Below are 16,128 nucleotides of genomic sequence, written 5' to 3'. Positions count from 1 at the left end.
GCGTTCGGTGATATCGATGGCCGCGTCATCGATCGAGACTTCCACGGACACGTCCGAATAGGCCTGCCGAAAGCGCGGCAGCAGCGGGGTCAGAACGAGCGGGATCGCCATGCGCGGGACGGTTAGCCGGAGGTTGCCGATCGGACGGTCGCGAAAGCCGCCAAGCAGATCATAGGCCTCAGCGATCTCGGATGCCGCCGGGCGCGCGCGCAGCAGCAATGCGCTACCAGCTTCCGTCAAGGCCACGCGGCGCGTGGTGCGGACGAAGAGCTGAACGCCAAGCCGAGTCTCGAGCGCCTTGATCGTCTGGCTGACGGCATTCGGCGTAACGCCGAGCGTGGCTGCGGCGGCGGTGAAGCTGCGATGCTCCGCCACCGCCAGGAATTCCATCAATCCGCTGAAGGGGTCGGTTGCCACTGTCGCGCCATTATGAAGTTATTCTTCATAACCTTTACAGAGACATCCTATTTTTCACAATAATCCGTTTTGGCATGATCGCCGCCAACCGCTAATGTGGCCCATCGGGCAGAACGGAGGAAAACATGCAGTACACAACACTCGGCAATACCGGTCTCGTGGTTTCGCGTCTTGCTTTCGGCGCCATGACCTTCACGGCCGGCGACCGCAGCATCGGTGCAGTCTACAAGACGGATGCCGAGGCGGCGGCCGCCCTCGTCGGGAAAGCGCTGGATGCCGGCATCAATTTTTTCGATACGGCCGACGCATACGCATCCGGTCAGTCGGAGCGCATTCTCGGCGAGGCGCTGAGGACGCGTCGCGACGAGGTGGTGATCGCCACGAAGGTCGGTTTTCGCACCGGGACGCCGCTGACGCAGGCCGGTCTCTCCCGCCGCCACATTCTCTGGTCCGTGGACCAGAGCCTGAAACGGCTCGGCACCGACTGGATCGACGTCTACATCGTCCACAAGGAGGATCCCTACACGCCGCTGGAAGAGACGCTGTCGGCGCTCGACGAGGTCATCCGCTCCGGCAAGGCGCGCTATATCGGCTTCTCGAACTGGTCGGCGTGGAAGGTCGCGGCGGCGCTCGAAATACAGAAGGCCAATGGCCTTGCGCCCTTCACCCATGGCCAGATGCATTATTCGTTGCTTGGCCGCGACGTGGAGCGAGATGTCATCCCGATGATGCAGCGTTATGGGCTGGGGCTCACCGTCTGGAGCCCGCTCGCCTCGGGCTTCCTTTCCGGCAAATACACTCGCGAGAATCTCGGCGATCCGGACAACCGCTATTCGGGCTTCGACATCCTGCCGTTCGACAAGGAACAGGGGTTCCGGCTCGTGGAACGCATGCGCACCATCGCCGACGCGCATGGGGCGAGCGTGGCACAAGTAGCGATCGCCTGGTTGCTCGCCAAGAAGGCAGTAACAAGCGTGTTGCTCGGGGCCTCCAAGCCGCACCAGTTGGCAGACAACCTCGGAGCTGCGGAGCTCACCCTGACGGAAGGTGAAATTTCGGCGCTCGATGCAGAGACCGTGCCGGCGCCGGTCTATCCGAACTGGTTCATCGACAATCTAGCCGACCAGCCGGTGGCGCAGGTCCTGGGTAAAGGTCGATAAGCTCTAAGAAGAACGCCGGCGCTAGGGCGCCGGCGTTAACACATTCCTGCTGCAGTGACCTTCGTCGAACCGAACGACTTCAGTCGAAGAGGCTCGAAACCGACTCTTCCTGGCTGGTGCGGCTGATCGCTTCACCGATCAGGGCGGCGGTCGAGATGACGCGGATATTGTGCGCCGACTGGACGGCTGTCGTCGGCTGGATGGAATCGGTGATAACCAGTTCCTTCAGCATGGAGGAGGCGACGCGGGTCACCGCGCCGCCGGAAAGGACGCCGTGGGTGATGTAGGCGGTGACGCTGGTGGCGCCATTCTTCAAAAGTGCCTCGGCGGCGTTGCAAAGCGTGCCACCGGAATCGACGATGTCGTCGATCAGGATGCAATCCTTGCCGCTCACATCGCCGATGACGTTCATAACTTCCGATTCGCCCGGGCGATCGCGGCGCTTGTCGACGATCGCCAGCAGACAGTCGAGGCGTTTTGCAAGGGCACGGGCGCGCACGACGCCGCCGACGTCCGGCGAGACGACCATGACGTTCTTCAGGTCATAGTGCTCCTTGACGTCGCGCGCCAGGATCGGAACCGCATAGAGGTTGTCGGTCGGAATGTCGAAGAAGCCCTGGATCTGGCCGGCGTGAAGATCGAGGGTGAGAACGCGGTCGGCGCCAGCTTCGGTGATGAGGTTGGCGACCAGCTTGGCGGAGATCGGCGTGCGCGGACCGGGCTTTCGGTCCTGTCGGGCATAGCCGAAATAAGGAAGGACGGCGGTGATGCGGCGGGCGGAAGATCGACGCACCGCATCGATCATGATGAGCAGTTCCATCAGATGATCGTTGGTCGGAAACGAGGTGGACTGGACGATGAAAACGTCCTCGCCGCGCACGTTTTCGCCGATTTCAACGAAGATTTCCTGGTCGGCGAACCGCCTTACTGTAGCTTTGCCGAGGGGCAGGTTGAGATAGTTGCAGATCGCTTCGGCAAGCAGCCGGTTCGAATTGCCTGCGAAAACCTTCATTGACGGTCCGCCTTGAGCTGGCGCGGCCTCCGTCCGGGTGCAGTCCGGGGCGGTTTTCTCCGCGCAAAATCCGTGAGCCATTCCGATCGCGGGCAATCTTTACGGATGGCCGCTGTTCAGAGCTGATCGGCCGCTTTTTAGCGTCCCTGAACCTGAATGCAAGGGGGAATGCTGCGGCGCAAAGGCCATTACCCTAAAAACTTTGCGTCAGCTGGCCAAGTTCACGACGATTTGGGTCGCGAGCATACGGGCGGAAAACCGCACGCTTTTTCTCATCCTGCTCTCGACTGACGCCAATCGAGGTAGGCTTTGATCGTCTTGGTGGCGATCGCCTGCATTGTTTCCGGCGGGACCGCGCTCCAGGGCTCGGCGGCCGTGCTGCCCACGGTGTCCTGGCCCTGGATGCGGTGCAGGCGGTTGCCGCTGCCGTCGAGAATGTCCCAGACATAGACGACCGTCGTCTTGCCGCCGTCGTTGAGCGCCGAAAAATAGCCCTTGAGGATATGCTCGCTCGTCTTGTCCGCAGAGCCCTTGATCGCCAGCCCCTGCGCGCGGGCGTCGGCGCCGAGTTGTTTCGAAAGCGGGGTCACCGCCTCGACCGGTGCACCGATGATCGGCAGGAAGCGAATGCCGCCCGAGCCGCTTGCCGCTGGCAGGGCGGCGGTCTGGTCTACTTCTTGTTGGGGCGCGCTGGCTGCTGGTTCCGTCGCGGATTGCTGCGGGGCCGGCTCCTGCTGAGGGGCGGGGCTTTGTATGCGCGTGGTCTGGACCTTCCTTACCTCAACTTGCCCGACCTCGTCTTGTCCAGTCTCGTCTGGGCCCGTCTCGCCTTGTTCGGCCTCGTCTTGTACGGTCTGGGCCTGCCTTGACTGGATCGGCACCGTGCCTTCGGCAAGGCGGTTTGCCTGGGCGTCGAGCGTGCCGGCAGGATCCGTATAGGTGGCATCGCCCGTGGCATATTGCGTCGGCGGGCTGGAGATGTTCGGCTGCGCCGAGAAGGCGGCCGTGCTGCTTGGTGGCACGGTTTGCACCGGAACGATGGCCGTTTGCGTCGACATGGTGTCGAGATCGGACTGCGTCACGGGCGGGGAACGGAAGTTCCCGGCGCCCACATCCACCTGCGGTATCAGCACATCCGTGCTGTTGCAGCCTGTAAGTGCAGTTGCAAGACCAAGGCTTGCGATAGGCATGATCAGCTTGCGCATCGTTCCCACCGTCCGTCCGTCTCGACTCTAACAGTCGGAGCGGGAGGGGAGCTTCGCACGCCCTGATCCCGTTCCGCTTCCCGACAGCTTCTAGAGCGCCGTGCGTTGAAATGAACGCACAAGGGATGCTCCAGGAAGCTGCCTTCCGTCTCGGTCGGAAATCATAGGCGGATTTCCTTACGCAGAAATGAAGTCCAGCCCGTAACGTGAGAGCGCGCGTGGCTTCTCGGGTGTCGTGAGGTAGGTCTGGCCGAGGGTCATGGCTGTTCCGCTGTCGGAATCCATGATGATCATGTGCACGAAGAGCGACATGTCCGGCTCGATCTCCTCAGGGTTGCCGACATGGAACATCTGGTGCTCCATCCAGGATGGGGAGAAGCGCGCACCAAGAGAATAGCCGCAGGCGTTCAGCCGGTGGCGGGCGAGGCCGCGTTCGTCCATGATCTTGGCATGGACGTCGAAGACGGTGCCGAAGGTGTTGCCGGGGCGGAGCACCATTTCGATCGCCTGGATCGTCTCGCGGCAGGCGCTGTAGAGCTCGCGGTGGCGGGCGGTCGGCTCTCCGATCACGACGGTGCGCATCATTGCCGCATGGTAATGGGCGCTGACGCCTGCCCATTCGAGGGTCAGCTGGTCGTTGGCGTCGAGCGTGCGCCGGCCGGACTTGTAGCGGCAGAGCAGGGCGTCGGCGCCGGAGCCGATGATGAATTCGTTGGCCGGATAGTCGCCACCGCCGGCAAAGACCGCGCCCTGCATGGCCGCGAGAATGGCGGCCTCGCTGCCACCCGGGCGGATCAGTGGCAGGGCCGCTTCGAGCGCGTCGTCGGCGAGGCTGGCTGCCTTTTCGACATGGGCGATTTCGGCGGGGCTCTTGATCAGGCGAAGGCGGCTCACAAGGAGCGAGGCGTCGATCATTTCGCCGAAGTTGGCGAGTTGGTGGTCGACCAGTCGTGCCGTTCTGCCGGTCATGCCGTGCGTGTCGTATTCGACGCCGATCCGGCAGCCGAGCAGGTCGAGTTCGTTGAGCAGGTTCTTGAGGTCCACCGCCGGATCGGCATTGACCCGATCCACCCAGATTTCAATGCGCTCGATATTGGACGTGTGACGCGCCTGGCGCAGGTCGGCCGAGCGCGTCAGGAGCACCATCGATCCGTCTTTCGTGACGACCAGCGTCTGAAAGAAGCAGTAGCCGAACGTATCGTAACCGGTCAGCCAGTACATGCTCTCCTGCGCAAAGAGCAGCAGGGCGTCGAGCTTCTCTTCCTGCATTTTGGCCGTCAGCCGCGCAAGGCGGGCTGCGTATTCCTCTGCGGCAAACTGAAGCGCCATTTCAAATCTCCCGTATGCAGATCGCCGACATCTGCCGGCCGTAGTCTGGCTCCTGTCTGTGCGTCGTGCGGCGGTAGGAAAAGAAACGGTCCTCGTCCGCGTAGGTGCAGATGTCGAGATTTTCCGCCGTCACGCCGGCTTCCGTCAGTCGCCGGATTGTCAGCCCCGGCAGGTCGAACATGGCATGGCCGTTCTGTCCGGACGGGCTGAAGAAAGATGCATAGTCCTCGTCGGTGGCAATGAACCGTTCGACGAATTCGGCCCCGACCTCGTAGTGCGTGCGGCTGATCGAAGGGCCAAGGCAGGCGATGATCCGCTCGCGGCGCGCGCCGAGCGAGATCATCGCCTCGATGGTGCTTTCCAGAATCCCGCCGAGCGCGCCTTTCCAACCGGCATGGGCCGCGCCGATCACGCCGGCTTGCGGATCGGTAAAGAGCACCGGCCCGCAATCGGCTGAAAGAACGCCGAGCACGATACCCGGGGTCGCAGTCACGAGCGCATCGGCATCGGGGCGCGCGCCGTCATAGCTGCCGTCGACGACGACGGCGTCCGGCGAGTGGATCTGGTGGACGGTTGCAAGGCGCCGCGGCTCGGCATCGAACCAGCGCGCGACGCGCGCCCGGTTTTCGCCGACGCGTTCGCGGTCGTCCTTCGAACCGAGGCCGACATTCAGGCCGCGATAGATGCCTTCGGAAACGCCGCCCTTGCGGGTGAAATAGCCGTGTGCGATCGCCGGTCCCGCCTTTGTACTGAAGAGCGGACTCTGAACCGGGGAAAGCGAGGCGTCGTCCTGCATCGGTAGCCCTTGCTATCTTGAGGTTTCATAGGAATTGGGGGCGCGTCGCGGCCCGGTGACTTGCGGCTGATTTGCGGCGCGATGTTGACGCGGCATGCTGGCACTGTCAATCGCCCAACCGCCGCCAGCCCGCTGCAGGGTTTGCTGAACCGCAATCGATTTGAGGGTAAAACATGCAACAATTCAATGGGGTACGGCGGCGGCCGTGTCTGTGAGAAGACGCTCAACGGTGTAGACAGTTGATCGTTACTGTGCCTTTTTCTGGAACGGCGCCAGCGTGACTTCGGGACTGCTGACCGCCAGCACCTTGAACAGTTCGCCCATCTTTCCTGCTCCCGAGCCGGCGAGCCGTTCGACGGCGGCGCGAATGCCTTCCTGTGTCGGCGTGTCCTTGCCGCGGCCGAGTGCGGCTGCCCTCTCGAGCAGGCCGAGGCCGACGAGGAAGTCACCCTGATGGGCAAGTCCGTTGACCTGCAGCCCTTCCGCCTTCGCGCGGCGGGCAAGCTGCTCGAAATCGACATGGCTCGTGAGATCCGCCCGCCCGGGGCTGGCGAGCGGAGGATCGTAGCGATGCTCGCGCACCGCTTGCAGTGTGTCTCCGTAGCCGGTCGCCAGATGTCCGTAGTCGATGATGATTGCCGTACCGCCGCCGGCGCGAAGACGCTCGCAAAACGCGGCCATTACTGCGTCGCGTGCAGGGGCGATCTCGAAGATCGTGCCTTCTGCGACCGATTGCGCCGGCGAGGGCAGAAGCGACGGGTCGATGCCCGCAACGCCGGCCGCGAAGATCAATTCGCCATCGGCGTCGAGACCGACCATCCGCTCGCGGAACCCCTGCGCGGTGCGAACGAATTGCCGGATGGGAATTGCGTCGAAAAGCTCGTTTGCCGCGAGCAGGAGAAAGCCTGCGGGCAAGGTTTCGAAGCTCGCGTGCCAATGGACCTTGCCCTCGTGTCCCGCAAGCGTTTCGGCCTGCACCTTCTGCAACCGCTCGCTCGTCTCTACGAGGTGGACGCTCGCCGACCGATAGAGATCGGGCGCCAGCCGAGCGATGACGCGCAGCGTATCGGACATCATCGTGCCTCGGCCCGGGCCGATCTCGGCGATGATCGCAGGCTCAGGGCGGCCGTGCTCCTGCCACGCATGCACCAGGAATATGCCGATCATTTCGCCGAAAAGCTGACTGATCTCCGGCGCGGTGGTGAAATCGCCGGCGCGGCCGAAGGGCTCGCGGACCCGGTAGTAGCCGTGCTGCGGATCGGCGAGGCAGAGCGAAAAGTAGTCGGTGACGCTGATCGGCCCGTTGGTCTTGATCAGCGCCTTGATCTTGTCGGCAAGAGGATTCGTCATGCACCCGTCCAGTTATGCGGTCGCTGCTGCCCGGCGTGCGCGCGCGATCGCCCATATGCCTGCGAGCGCCATCGGCAGCGACAGCACCATGCCCATGGTCAGCCAGCCGCCGGCCAGATAGCCGATCTGAGCGTCCGGTTCGCGGAAGAATTCGACAAAAATGCGGCTCGCGGCATAGCCGCAGACGAATATGCCGCAGACCAGGCCGGGGACCTTCAATGCTTTGCGACGGTAGACGAAATAGGCAAGCACCAGGAGGAGCAGAATGCCTTCGAGCGCCGCCTCATAGAGCTGGCTCGGGTGGCGGGGAAAGGGACCGCCCGTCGGAAAGACGATCGCCCAGGGCATGGACGACAAACGTCCCCAAAGTTCGCCGTTGATGAAGTTGGCGATGCGGCCGAAAAAGAGGCCGATCGGCACCACGGCGGCGACGACGTCGAACAGGCTCCAGACGGCAATAGCGTTGCGCCGCGCGAAAATGATCATCGCGAGCGTCGTGCCGAGCAAGCCGCCATGGAACGACATGCCGCCGTTCCAGATCTCGATCGCGCGGATCGGATTTTGCAGGACGGAGCTCAGATCGTAGAAAAGGATGTATCCGATGCGTCCGCCAAGGACGATGCCGGCGGCAACCCAGAGCAGGAAATCGTCGAGTTGCGTCAGGTTGAATGCGGGGGTCCCGTTGCGCCAGAGCGCGGTGTTCTGGACGATGCGGCGCGCATAGAACCAGCCGATGAGGATGCCTGCGACATAGGCGAGGCCGTACCAGTGAATGGCAAGCGGCCCGATCGTGAAGATGACGGGGTCGATTTCCGGGAAGGGGAGGATGGCGAGGCGGGTGGCGATTGTTTCCAAGGTCTTGTCTCGTGCCGGCCGGTTGTTTTGGCGGAACATGGCGATCGAATCCGGGCGGGTCAAGCCGCCGGAGGCGGCCGTCACCCCAGCGCCATCTTATTTTCCTTGCATCCTTTCGCCGGTGACCCTACCTCAATTTCAAGACCGCGCTGTTGCGCGACGCTGAAATGGAGATCTGGACAATGAGCACTGGAGCCAACCGCATTCTGGACGATTTTGCCAAGCTGATGACCGATGCGGCGGGCGCTGCCCAGGGCGTGCGACGCGAGGTCGAGACGGCTTTCCGCGCGCAGGCCGAAAGCTGGCTGAATTCGCTCGATGTGGTCAAGCGCGAGGAATTCGAGGCGATCAAGGAAATGGCCGTCAAGGCGCGCGACGAAAACGACGCGCTGCTTGCCCGCATCGAAGCGCTCGAAGCACGCCTCGCAGAGACCGGAAAGAAGAAGTAACGACCTATTGGCCTTGCCGCTCCGTCTCTGTTCTCGGAGCGAGCGAGGTTCATCGCGTTTCCTGCGGGCCTGCGGGTAGAAGACTGCTGCGTGTCTATACGATCGCGCGTGCCGCATGATTCCTCAAATCGGACTCCGAATTGAGGAATCATGCGGCAATTCAAAGTGCTAGGCGATCTTGTTTGTCGGAAGAGACGTGCGGCGCCTTAGAGTTAATAAAATCTGAAAAGTTTTCCACCTGTGGACACTGCCAAAAAGTCCTTATGGCAGAGTCGCTTAAGCATCGGTGCTGAATCAAAACTGCAACGCGGGCGTCATTCTTCGCCGCAATTTTTCGCCCGAGGGGCTGGCAGGCTGACTCTGCCGTTATACACTGATTTTAAATGATGATTCGAAACGGATCACGTAAGCTCCGGGCAGGGTAAGTAAGCCAGGATGGCCGTGCGTCCAGCAATCATAGTGTGTCCGTATCTGGTATTGGGTTTGCAGCGTTGCGTCTTGTGAACGCGATCTTGCGCGCCTGTGCCGCGCCGTAAGGGTGATGCATGAGCCTTTTGGAAATGGAAGTCGAACGCCAGTCCAACCCGGTCGATATGATCGAGTTCGTGGCCGCCAACAATGACTGGTCTTTCGAGCGCTCCGGTGAAGACGAGATCGCCATGACGGTCGAAGGCAAATGGGCGGACTATCACGTTTCCTTCTCCTGGATGGAGGAGTTCGAGGCGCTGCATCTGGCTTGCGCCTTCGATATCAAGGTGCCGGAAAGCCGCGTCAACGAGGTGATCCGCCTGCTTTCCCATATCAACGGCCAGGTGCTGATGGGGCATTTCGACCTCTGGCGCCAAGAAGAAGTCATCATCTTCCGCCAATCTCTCTTGCTCGCGGGCGGCGCGGAACCGACGAATCAGCAGGTCGAGGTGCTGTTGTCGAGTGCGCTCGATGCTTGCGAGTCCTATTTCCAGGCGTTCCAGTTTGTCGTTTGGTCCGGAATGGACGCGCAACGTGCAGTCGATGCGGTGCTGTTCGAAACCGTCGGGGAGGCGTGAGATGGCTGTAGCCGTGTCTGGTCCAATCGTCCTCATCGGTGCCGGCAATATGGGCGGTGCGATGCTTGGCGGCTGGTTGAAGAGCGGCGTCAAGGGTGGCGACGTCCTCGTCATCGATCCGGGTCCGCCGCCGGCGATGGCGAAGCTGATTGCCGACAATGGCGTCAGCCATGCCACATCCGCACCGGACGGCGTCAAGGCGGGCGTGCTCTTCCTGGCGGTCAAGCCCCAGATCATGGACGCCGTATTGCCGCCGCTCAAAGGGCTCGTCGGTCCGCAGACGGTCATTGTTTCCGTCGCCGCAGGCAAGACGCTCCGGTCCATTGAAAGCCATCTTGGCGAAGCTGCAACCGTGCGTGCCATGCCGAATACTCCGGCGATGATCGGCCGCGGCGTTACCGGCGCCTATGCGAATGCGCGCGTAACAGAGGCGCAGCGCGCTCTGGTTCATAACCTTCTGAAGGTCAGCGGTCCGGTCGAATGGGTCGAGACCGAAGCCGATATCGATGCCGTGACGGCCGTTTCCGGCAGTGGACCGGCCTATGTCTTCTATCTCGTCGAGTGCATGGCGGAGGCCGGGCGCAGGGCCGGCCTCAAGGCGGACCTCGCCATGCGTCTCGCTCGGGAAACCGTCGCGGGGGCTGGTGAACTCCTGCATCAGTCCCCCGACGATGCCGCGCAGTTGCGCCAGAATGTAACTTCTCCCGGCGGCACGACGGCCGCGGCACTTGCCATTCTAATGGCCGACGACGGAATGCAGCCGCTCTTCAACAAGGCCATCGCAGCCGCGCGCAAGCGCGCCGAGGAACTGGCCGGATAAATCACCGCAATTTCAAGAGCACGATCATGGCCGAGACCATTTCCTTCGCCGATTTCGAGCGCGTCGACATTCGCGTCGGAACGATCATCGAAGCCGAGCCCTTCCCGGAGGCACGCAAGCCCGCACTCAAGCTGAAAATCGATTTCGGTTCCGAAATCGGCATAAAGCGGTCATCGGCGCAAATTACTGTGCACTATAAGCCGGAGGATCTCGTCGGACGACAGGTGCTGGGCGTGGTTAACTTTCCGCCACGCCAGATCGGCCCAGTGCGTTCCGAGGTGCTGACCCTCGGTTTCGAGGATGAGGCCGGTGCAATCGTGCTGGCGGCGACCGACAAGCCGGTGCCGAACGGCAAGAAGTTGATGTGAGCGTTATGACGATTAGCCGCGACGTTGTCTGCGAACGCGTCAAGGTTTCCTGCCTCTGGCGCGCGGCGGAAGTTGCGCGGGAATGGCGGGCGAGCCATGTGCTCTCCCTTCTCGATCCGGAATTGCCGGAAACGGACGTGCCCTCCATCGCCGATGTCGCGCACCGCGTGGTGCGCATGCGCGATCAGGAAAATGCCGGCGCGACGCAGCATTTCCCTGATCTCGTCCTGGATGTTTTCGAGGCCATGAGGCCGGTCGCCGACGATCAATCGAGCCGTATCCTGGTCCATTGCCATGCCGGCGTCAGCCGTTCGACGGCTTTCGCCTACGGGCTGATCGCCCATCAATTTGGAAAGGGCAGAGAGGACGAGGCCTTCGCGGCGCTGCTGACGATCACCCGCAAGCCCTGGCCAAACCGCCGGATCGTCGAAATCCTCGATGCCTCCCTCGGCCGCGAGGGCAGGCTGCTTGCCCCGCTCGACGCAATGCGCGCTCGCTATCCGCGCCGGATCGACGCGTGGCACCGCTTCAATCTCCGGCGCGGCCTTACCGCTGCCTATTCGCGATAACGAAGAGCTCCGCGATCACGTCGGCACGCGCACTGTTGCGCGCAAACCGCCGAGTGGGCTGTCGCCGAGGGTGACGTTCCCTCCGTGGCTTCGCGCGATATCGCGGGCGATCGCGAGCCCGAGCCCCGTGCCAGAACTGTCGAGGTTGCGGGCCTCGTCGAGGCGGAAGAACGGCTTGAACACGTCCTCTCTCGATCTCTCCGGAATGCCGGGCCCGTCGTCGTCGACCGTAATCGTCAGCCACTTCGCACTGTGGCGCGCCTCGATCCGCACCGAATTGGCGTAGCGATAAGCATTCGATGCAAGATTGGCGACGAGGCGGGTGAAGGCGGCGGGCCTTACCCGGATATCGTCTTCTCCTTCGATCGAGGTCGTCAGCGTCTTGCCGTATAGCTCCGCCTCGGCCGCAAGGCGGGTCATGAGGTCGCTGAGTTTCAACTCACCGACATCCTCTTCCGCCTCGCCCCGCGCGAAGGCTAGGTAGCCTTCCAGCATGTTCTGCATGTCCTCGACATCGTTGTTGAGGCTTTCGAGGTCCGGGTTGTTGCCGGCGAGTGCGAGTTGCAGCTTGAAGCGTGTGAGGATCGTGCGCAGATCGTGGCTGACGCCGGTCAGCATTGCGGTGCGCTGCTCGATCTGGCGCTCGATGCGTTCGCGCATGAGGATGAAGGCAAGACCGGCGCGGCGGATTTCCTCGGCGCCGCGCGGCGCGAAGTCGTCGATCTTCTGGCCCTTGCCGAAGCTTTCCGCAGCGCTTGCCAGCGCCAGGATCGGCTTGATCTGCCCGCGCAGGAAGAGGATCGCAATCGTCAGCAGCACGAGCGAGGCGCCGACCATCCAGACCAGGAAGATATGGGTGTTGGAAGCATAGGCCTGGTTGCGCCGCGCATAGACCCTGAGGATGCGGCCATCATCGAGCTTGATGCGGATCTCGACGATCTTCGAATTGCCGACGGTGTCGATCCAGAAGGGGCGGCGGATCTGGTTCGAAATCTCCTCGCTGAGGATCTGGTCGAGGATTTCGAAGAAGGGCTTGGGGCGTGGCGGCGGCAAATCACCGCCAGGCTCGACGGCGATGTTCAGATTGAGTTGTTCACGGGCAATGCGCACGATCTGGTCGATATCGCCATCGCGCGGAAAGGTCGTGATCAGATCGACGATCGAGGCTATGTCGCTGGTCACAGCGGCCGAGAGGCGTTGCGTCACGAGCTGCCAGTGGCGCTCCATGAAGACGAAGGCGACGACCGACTGCAGCAGCACCATTGGAATGATGACGATCAGCAGCGAGCGCGCGTAAAGGCCGATCGGCAGGCGGCGGCGCAACCACCGCGTCAGGCGTTTCCAGGCCCCGTCGGCGGGGCCCGTTCCTTCGCGCCTGATGCTGTCAAAGCTTGCCATGACTCTCCCGCATTTAGTCCACACTCAGCCGGTAACCGATGCCGCGCACCGTTTGAAGCCAGATGGGGTTGGACGGGTCGTCCTCGATCTTGCGCCTTAGCCGGTTGATTTGCACGTCGATCGTCCGTTCGCCGACCTCGGCATCGTCTCCGATCAGTTCATGCCGGGGAATGGTCTCCCCAGCGCGTTGGGAAAACAGGGTCATGATCTCCTGTTCGCGGTCGGTGAGACGGATATGATCGGCACCGCGACGGAGCTCCTTGCGCACCACGGAGAAGGTGTAGGGGCCGAAAATGACCTGATCGACCTTGGGCGCCTGTGTCGGCTGGTTGCGGCGCAGGATGTTGTTGATGCGGAGCACGAGTTCGCGCGGCTCGAAAGGCTTCGGCAGATAGTCGTCCGCACCTGCCTCAAGGCCTTCGATGCGCGAATTCGATTCCGCCAGCGCCGTCAGCATGATAATCGGCACCGTTTTGATATGCCTCAGGCTCTGCGTCAGTTGAATGCCGCTCTCACCGGGCATCATTACATCGACGATCAGGAGATCGAAATCAATGCCGATCAGCTTGCGCCGCGCCTCGTCGGCATCGCCAGCCGTCGTCACCCGGAAACCCTGCTCGACCAGGTAGCGGTTGAGCAGGTCTCGAATCCGTCGGTCGTCATCGACGATCAGAAGATGCGCCGCATCGTCGGAGACTTTCGCTTTTACTGTCATTGCTCGACACCCTCATCTTCCGCAAGCCGGCCGGCCGGATCACGCATTCAAGCAGATGCGCGGCGGCCGCCCAATTCCCCGATTCCACGGATCTGTCCGCCTCACTCGAATGAAGCTCAAGACAGAGGTCCCATGAACATCAGTCCGCGGCGGCATTCTTCATGTTGGCGAGAAAACGCTTCACGGTTTCACGCGCGCCGGGACCCGTTTTTGCCAATGCCTTTGCTATGCGGCGGGACTGTGGCTCAGCAAGCGCCCGGGCCAGCGCCTTGCCTTCCTCTGTGGTGTAAAGCATTCGCTGCCGTCTGTCCTCAGGGCCGGTCACCTGCCGAATATAGCCGGAATCGATAAGCTGCTTCAAAACGCGAGCAAGGCTCTGCTTGGTGATCTTCAACGTCTCGAGAAGGTCGGCGACTGTCATCCCGGGCTCGCGATTGACGAAATGCACGACGCGGTGATGTGCTCGGCCGAAGCCGCTCTTTTCGAGTATGGCGTCCGGATCACCGGTGAAGTCGCGATAGGCAAAGAAGAGCAGCTCGATGATCTCGAAATCTATCGTGTCCTCCTCCTGACCGGCAACTTCGGTCAGGTACTCGGTGTTGTCCTTAGGTCGGCCGGGCACGCAGTCATTTCCTTTCAACCAAATTGCAGTTCACGAAATATATCGCAAAATATGTCAGTTTTGTTGACATATTTTTACGCCATTGATAGCGATCGGCTCGTCGGGCGAAACATCGGGCCCGATGTCGCCGTTGGAGGATGGGCCGCGCGTTTCCGTTCGCAAATCCAAAATCATGAAATTGAATTCTCCCCCAGTCTGTTTGCCGATAAACTGGAAACAGCAAGATAATCAACAGTAGATATGGTGCTTACGCGCCGGAGGATAATACCATGGCAGCTATTCCCTTTGATCAGTTGGACGGTGAAATCTGGTTCAACGGCGAGTTCGTGCCCTGGAAGGATGCAAAGATACATGTGCTGACGCATGGGCTGCACTACGCGAGCGCGGTTTTCGAAGGCGAACGCGCCTATGGCGGGCGCATCTTCAAGCTTACGGAACACAATCAGCGGCTCCACCAATCTGCGGCCATTCTGGGCTTCAAGATTCCCTATTCGGTGGAGGAACTCGACAGTGCCAGCAACGAGTTGCTGAAGCGCCAGGGTTTTTCCGAGGCCTATGTCCGACCGATCGCCTGGCGCGGCAGCGAGCAGATGGGCGTCTCCGCCCAGAACAGCCGCATCAACGTCTCCATCGCCATCTGGCAATGGGGCAGCTATTTCAATCCGGCAGAGAAGTTGAAGGGCATTCGCCTTGATATCGCGGAGTATCGTCGTCCCGATCCGCGGACCGCTCCGTCGAAGTCCAAGGCCGCGGGCCTCTACATGATCTGCACGATCTCGAAGCACGCGGCCGAAGCCAAGGGCTATGCGGACGCTCTGATGCTCGATTGGCGTGGCCAGGTGGCCGAGGCGACCGGCGCCAACGTCTTCTTCGTAAAGGACGGCGTTCTGCATACGCCTGTTCCGGACTGTTTCCTGGACGGAATCACACGTCGGACGGTCATCGAACTTGCCAAGCGCCGGGGCTACGAGGTGGTCGAACGAGCAATCATGCCGGAAGAGCTTTCCGGCTTTTCGGAATGCTTCCTGACCGGCTCGGCTGCCGAGGTCACTCCGGTATCGGAGATCGGCCCCTATCGCTTCGCGCCCGCCGCGATCAGCGAAACGCTGATGAATGACTATACGAAGGAAGTTAATCCAGTCGCAGCGGCAGCAGAATAATCACAACAGCTCCTCCGCCTCCGCAGAATCGGAGGCGTTCGACACAGGATTCAGTAAAAGGCGACCTGCGGCCGCCTTTTGTGTTCGTGTGGATATCGCTACAACGCCGCGCGTCTTACGAGACGCGCGGCGTTGTAGCACGTTGAATTGCTGCATGACCTTATCCTCAAACGATTCCGATTTGAGGAATCATGCAGGAGGGAGACGTCATGCCGTCTTGCCGAGGAACTGTCCGACGATGCCGCTCAGCACGCCGCCGCCGACAACGCCGCCAATTGCCTGCATGACAAGACCGGTAGCTGCTGCTTCCCCGCCAAACATCTGGATCAGGAACCCGCCGCCGAGACCGCCGATGGCGCCTACGATCGTTCGCGCCACAACCCCGAATGCCTGCTGCTTCAGCATTGCGCTGGCTGCGTTGCCACCCGCTGCCCCCGCGGTCAATTGGGTAATGATAGGCATTAATGCTTCCATTGAACCCTCCGTCTGCGGCCCCCGTCCAAGAGCCCGCGATGCGCCGATGATCCGGCACGGAGAGGTTGAGACCGAAAGCGGAAACTGTCAATTTCGACGTTGAGGTTGTGCGGAAGCTGCGGCGATGACTGGTGCTTCGGAAGAGGCGCTGGAATTACTATAATGCCTTGATCCATATTGTTATTTTCCTTGGCGCTCGGTGCTCAGGGAAGGATCTGGCGAATAGTAGAAGGTGCTTTTGGCAGAAGAAAGCCGAGTAATTCCGTGCGGGCGGCAAGCGTTTTCTTTAGCAGGACGCGCATATGTGCGCGTGATTCGGCGAATCATCCTCTCTGCAGCGCGCTGACCCAAGCGCGCTGCTTCATGTTGGGAGAGAAGAGCAG

At 61.6% G+C, this 16,128-nt stretch carries 17 protein-coding genes and 1 pseudogene; 7 read left to right on the top strand and 11 right to left on the bottom strand.

The genetic code is table 11. The features are described from left to right. Positions 1–24: 24 nt before the first annotated feature. Positions 25–390: pseudogene (locus GHK62_RS34905) on the bottom strand (LysR family transcriptional regulator); the annotation flags it as partial. A gap of 152 nt (positions 391–542) precedes the next feature. On the opposite strand from GHK62_RS34905, the gene GHK62_RS22450 reads away from it, so the two are divergent. Further along, on the top strand, positions 543–1,577 hold the full coding sequence (locus tag GHK62_RS22450; protein ID WP_153441286.1) for an aldo/keto reductase: 1,035 nt from the start codon (positions 543–545) through the stop codon (positions 1,575–1,577). Between the two features lie 79 nt (positions 1,578–1,656). Here the strand turns inward: GHK62_RS22450 and GHK62_RS22445 are convergent, their stop codons facing one another. From GHK62_RS22445 to lgt, 6 genes are all read right to left on the bottom strand, one after another. Further along, a complete protein-coding gene (locus GHK62_RS22445) occupies positions 1,657–2,589 on the bottom strand; it encodes a ribose-phosphate pyrophosphokinase (RefSeq protein ID WP_153441285.1) in 933 nt (310 codons plus the stop codon). Between the two features lie 272 nt (positions 2,590–2,861). Continuing rightward, entirely contained in the window at positions 2,862–3,794 is a 933-nt protein-coding gene (locus GHK62_RS22440; protein WP_153441284.1) for a hypothetical protein, read from the bottom strand. 177 nt (positions 3,795–3,971) lie between these two features. Then, a complete protein-coding gene (locus tag GHK62_RS22435) occupies positions 3,972–5,123 on the bottom strand; it encodes a M24 family metallopeptidase (RefSeq protein WP_153441283.1) in 1,152 nt (383 codons plus the stop codon). 1 nt (position 5,124) lies between these two features. After that, positions 5,125–5,919 carry a peptidoglycan editing factor PgeF gene (gene pgeF / locus GHK62_RS22430; RefSeq protein WP_153441282.1) on the bottom strand — a complete coding sequence of 265 codons (795 nt, stop codon included), beginning with the start codon at positions 5,917–5,919 and terminating at the stop codon, positions 5,125–5,127. 246 nt (positions 5,920–6,165) lie between these two features. After that, complete coding sequence (locus tag GHK62_RS22425) at positions 6,166–7,269, bottom strand: class I SAM-dependent methyltransferase (RefSeq protein ID WP_153441281.1); 1,104 nt, start codon at positions 7,267–7,269, stop codon at positions 6,166–6,168. A gap of 12 nt (positions 7,270–7,281) precedes the next feature. Next, a complete protein-coding gene (gene lgt / locus GHK62_RS22420; RefSeq protein ID WP_153441320.1) occupies positions 7,282–8,124 on the bottom strand; it encodes a prolipoprotein diacylglyceryl transferase in 843 nt (280 codons plus the stop codon). 182 nt (positions 8,125–8,306) lie between these two features. Here lgt and GHK62_RS22415 point away from each other — a divergent pair, with 182 nt between their 5' ends. From GHK62_RS22415 to GHK62_RS22395, 5 genes are all read left to right on the top strand, one after another. Further along, positions 8,307–8,573, top strand: coding sequence for an accessory factor UbiK family protein (locus GHK62_RS22415; protein ID WP_153441280.1), 267 nt, complete (start codon positions 8,307–8,309; stop codon positions 8,571–8,573). 545 nt (positions 8,574–9,118) lie between these two features. Continuing rightward, positions 9,119–9,619 carry a type III secretion system chaperone family protein gene (locus tag GHK62_RS22410; protein ID WP_136506450.1) on the top strand — a complete coding sequence of 167 codons (501 nt, stop codon included), beginning with the start codon at positions 9,119–9,121 and terminating at the stop codon, positions 9,617–9,619. Position 9,620: 1 nt separating this feature from the next. Continuing rightward, positions 9,621–10,439, top strand: coding sequence for a pyrroline-5-carboxylate reductase (gene proC, locus GHK62_RS22405; protein ID WP_153441279.1), 819 nt, complete (start codon positions 9,621–9,623; stop codon positions 10,437–10,439). Between the two features lie 26 nt (positions 10,440–10,465). Next, positions 10,466–10,807 carry a tRNA-binding protein gene (locus tag GHK62_RS22400; RefSeq protein ID WP_153441278.1) on the top strand — a complete coding sequence of 114 codons (342 nt, stop codon included), beginning with the start codon at positions 10,466–10,468 and terminating at the stop codon, positions 10,805–10,807. A 5-nt stretch (positions 10,808–10,812) separates the two neighbouring features. Continuing rightward, the gene (locus GHK62_RS22395) at positions 10,813–11,376 is read left to right on the top strand and encodes a protein-tyrosine phosphatase family protein (RefSeq protein ID WP_153441319.1); all 564 of its coding nucleotides are present in this window, start codon (positions 10,813–10,815) and stop codon (positions 11,374–11,376) included. A gap of 15 nt (positions 11,377–11,391) precedes the next feature. Here GHK62_RS22395 and GHK62_RS22390 read toward each other — a convergent pair whose 3' ends face one another. The 3 genes from GHK62_RS22390 to GHK62_RS22380 all read right to left on the bottom strand — a co-directional run bounded on the left by GHK62_RS22390 (position 11,392) and on the right by GHK62_RS22380 (position 14,111). Continuing rightward, on the bottom strand, positions 11,392–12,774 hold the full coding sequence (locus GHK62_RS22390) for an ATP-binding protein (RefSeq protein ID WP_153441277.1): 1,383 nt from the start codon (positions 12,772–12,774) through the stop codon (positions 11,392–11,394). A gap of 13 nt (positions 12,775–12,787) precedes the next feature. Then, entirely contained in the window at positions 12,788–13,489 is a 702-nt protein-coding gene (locus GHK62_RS22385; RefSeq protein WP_153441276.1) for a response regulator, read from the bottom strand. Positions 13,490–13,628: 139 nt separating this feature from the next. Further along, positions 13,629–14,111: a MarR family winged helix-turn-helix transcriptional regulator gene (locus GHK62_RS22380; RefSeq protein ID WP_184108535.1), complete on the bottom strand. Its 483-nt coding sequence runs from the start codon at positions 14,109–14,111 to the stop codon at positions 13,629–13,631. A 269-nt stretch (positions 14,112–14,380) separates the two neighbouring features. On the opposite strand from GHK62_RS22380, the gene GHK62_RS22375 reads away from it, so the two are divergent. Beyond that, entirely contained in the window at positions 14,381–15,271 is an 891-nt protein-coding gene (locus GHK62_RS22375) for a branched-chain amino acid aminotransferase (protein ID WP_153441275.1), read from the top strand. 207 nt (positions 15,272–15,478) lie between these two features. On the opposite strand, the gene GHK62_RS22370 is transcribed toward GHK62_RS22375, so the two are convergent. Next, positions 15,479–15,745, bottom strand: coding sequence for a hypothetical protein (locus GHK62_RS22370; protein WP_153441274.1), 267 nt, complete (start codon positions 15,743–15,745; stop codon positions 15,479–15,481). Positions 15,746–16,128 lie beyond the last annotated feature (383 nt).

It is taken from the genome of Sinorhizobium terangae (genome assembly GCF_009601505.1).
GTDB classification, from domain to species: Bacteria; Pseudomonadota; Alphaproteobacteria; order Rhizobiales; family Rhizobiaceae; genus Sinorhizobium; species Sinorhizobium terangae.
This window is presented reverse-complemented; position numbering and strand designations above follow the sequence as displayed.

Excerpts from the sequence above, each read along its gene's own strand:
- GHK62_RS22450 (WP_153441286.1), top strand. The coding sequence starts at position 543 with ATGCAGTACACAACACTCGGCAATACCGGTCTCGTGGTTTCGCGTCTT.
- GHK62_RS22445 (WP_153441285.1), bottom strand. The coding sequence starts at position 2,589 with ATGAAGGTTTTCGCAGGCAATTCGAACCGGCTGCTTGCCGAAGCGATC.
- GHK62_RS22440 (WP_153441284.1), bottom strand. The coding sequence starts at position 3,794 with ATGCGCAAGCTGATCATGCCTATCGCAAGCCTTGGTCTTGCAACTGCA.
- GHK62_RS22435 (WP_153441283.1), bottom strand. The coding sequence starts at position 5,123 with ATGGCGCTTCAGTTTGCCGCAGAGGAATACGCAGCCCGCCTTGCGCGG.
- pgeF (WP_153441282.1), bottom strand. The coding sequence starts at position 5,919 with ATGCAGGACGACGCCTCGCTTTCCCCGGTTCAGAGTCCGCTCTTCAGT.
- GHK62_RS22425 (WP_153441281.1), bottom strand. The coding sequence starts at position 7,269 with ATGACGAATCCTCTTGCCGACAAGATCAAGGCGCTGATCAAGACCAAC.
- GHK62_RS22415 (WP_153441280.1), top strand. The coding sequence starts at position 8,307 with ATGAGCACTGGAGCCAACCGCATTCTGGACGATTTTGCCAAGCTGATG.
- GHK62_RS22410 (WP_136506450.1), top strand. The coding sequence starts at position 9,119 with ATGAGCCTTTTGGAAATGGAAGTCGAACGCCAGTCCAACCCGGTCGAT.
- proC (WP_153441279.1), top strand. The coding sequence starts at position 9,621 with ATGGCTGTAGCCGTGTCTGGTCCAATCGTCCTCATCGGTGCCGGCAAT.
- GHK62_RS22400 (WP_153441278.1), top strand. The coding sequence starts at position 10,466 with ATGGCCGAGACCATTTCCTTCGCCGATTTCGAGCGCGTCGACATTCGC.
- GHK62_RS22395 (WP_153441319.1), top strand. The coding sequence starts at position 10,813 with ATGACGATTAGCCGCGACGTTGTCTGCGAACGCGTCAAGGTTTCCTGC.
- GHK62_RS22390 (WP_153441277.1), bottom strand. The coding sequence starts at position 12,774 with ATGGCAAGCTTTGACAGCATCAGGCGCGAAGGAACGGGCCCCGCCGAC.
- GHK62_RS22385 (WP_153441276.1), bottom strand. The coding sequence starts at position 13,489 with ATGACAGTAAAAGCGAAAGTCTCCGACGATGCGGCGCATCTTCTGATC.
- GHK62_RS22375 (WP_153441275.1), top strand. The coding sequence starts at position 14,381 with ATGGCAGCTATTCCCTTTGATCAGTTGGACGGTGAAATCTGGTTCAAC.
- GHK62_RS22370 (WP_153441274.1), bottom strand. The coding sequence starts at position 15,745 with ATGGAAGCATTAATGCCTATCATTACCCAATTGACCGCGGGGGCAGCG.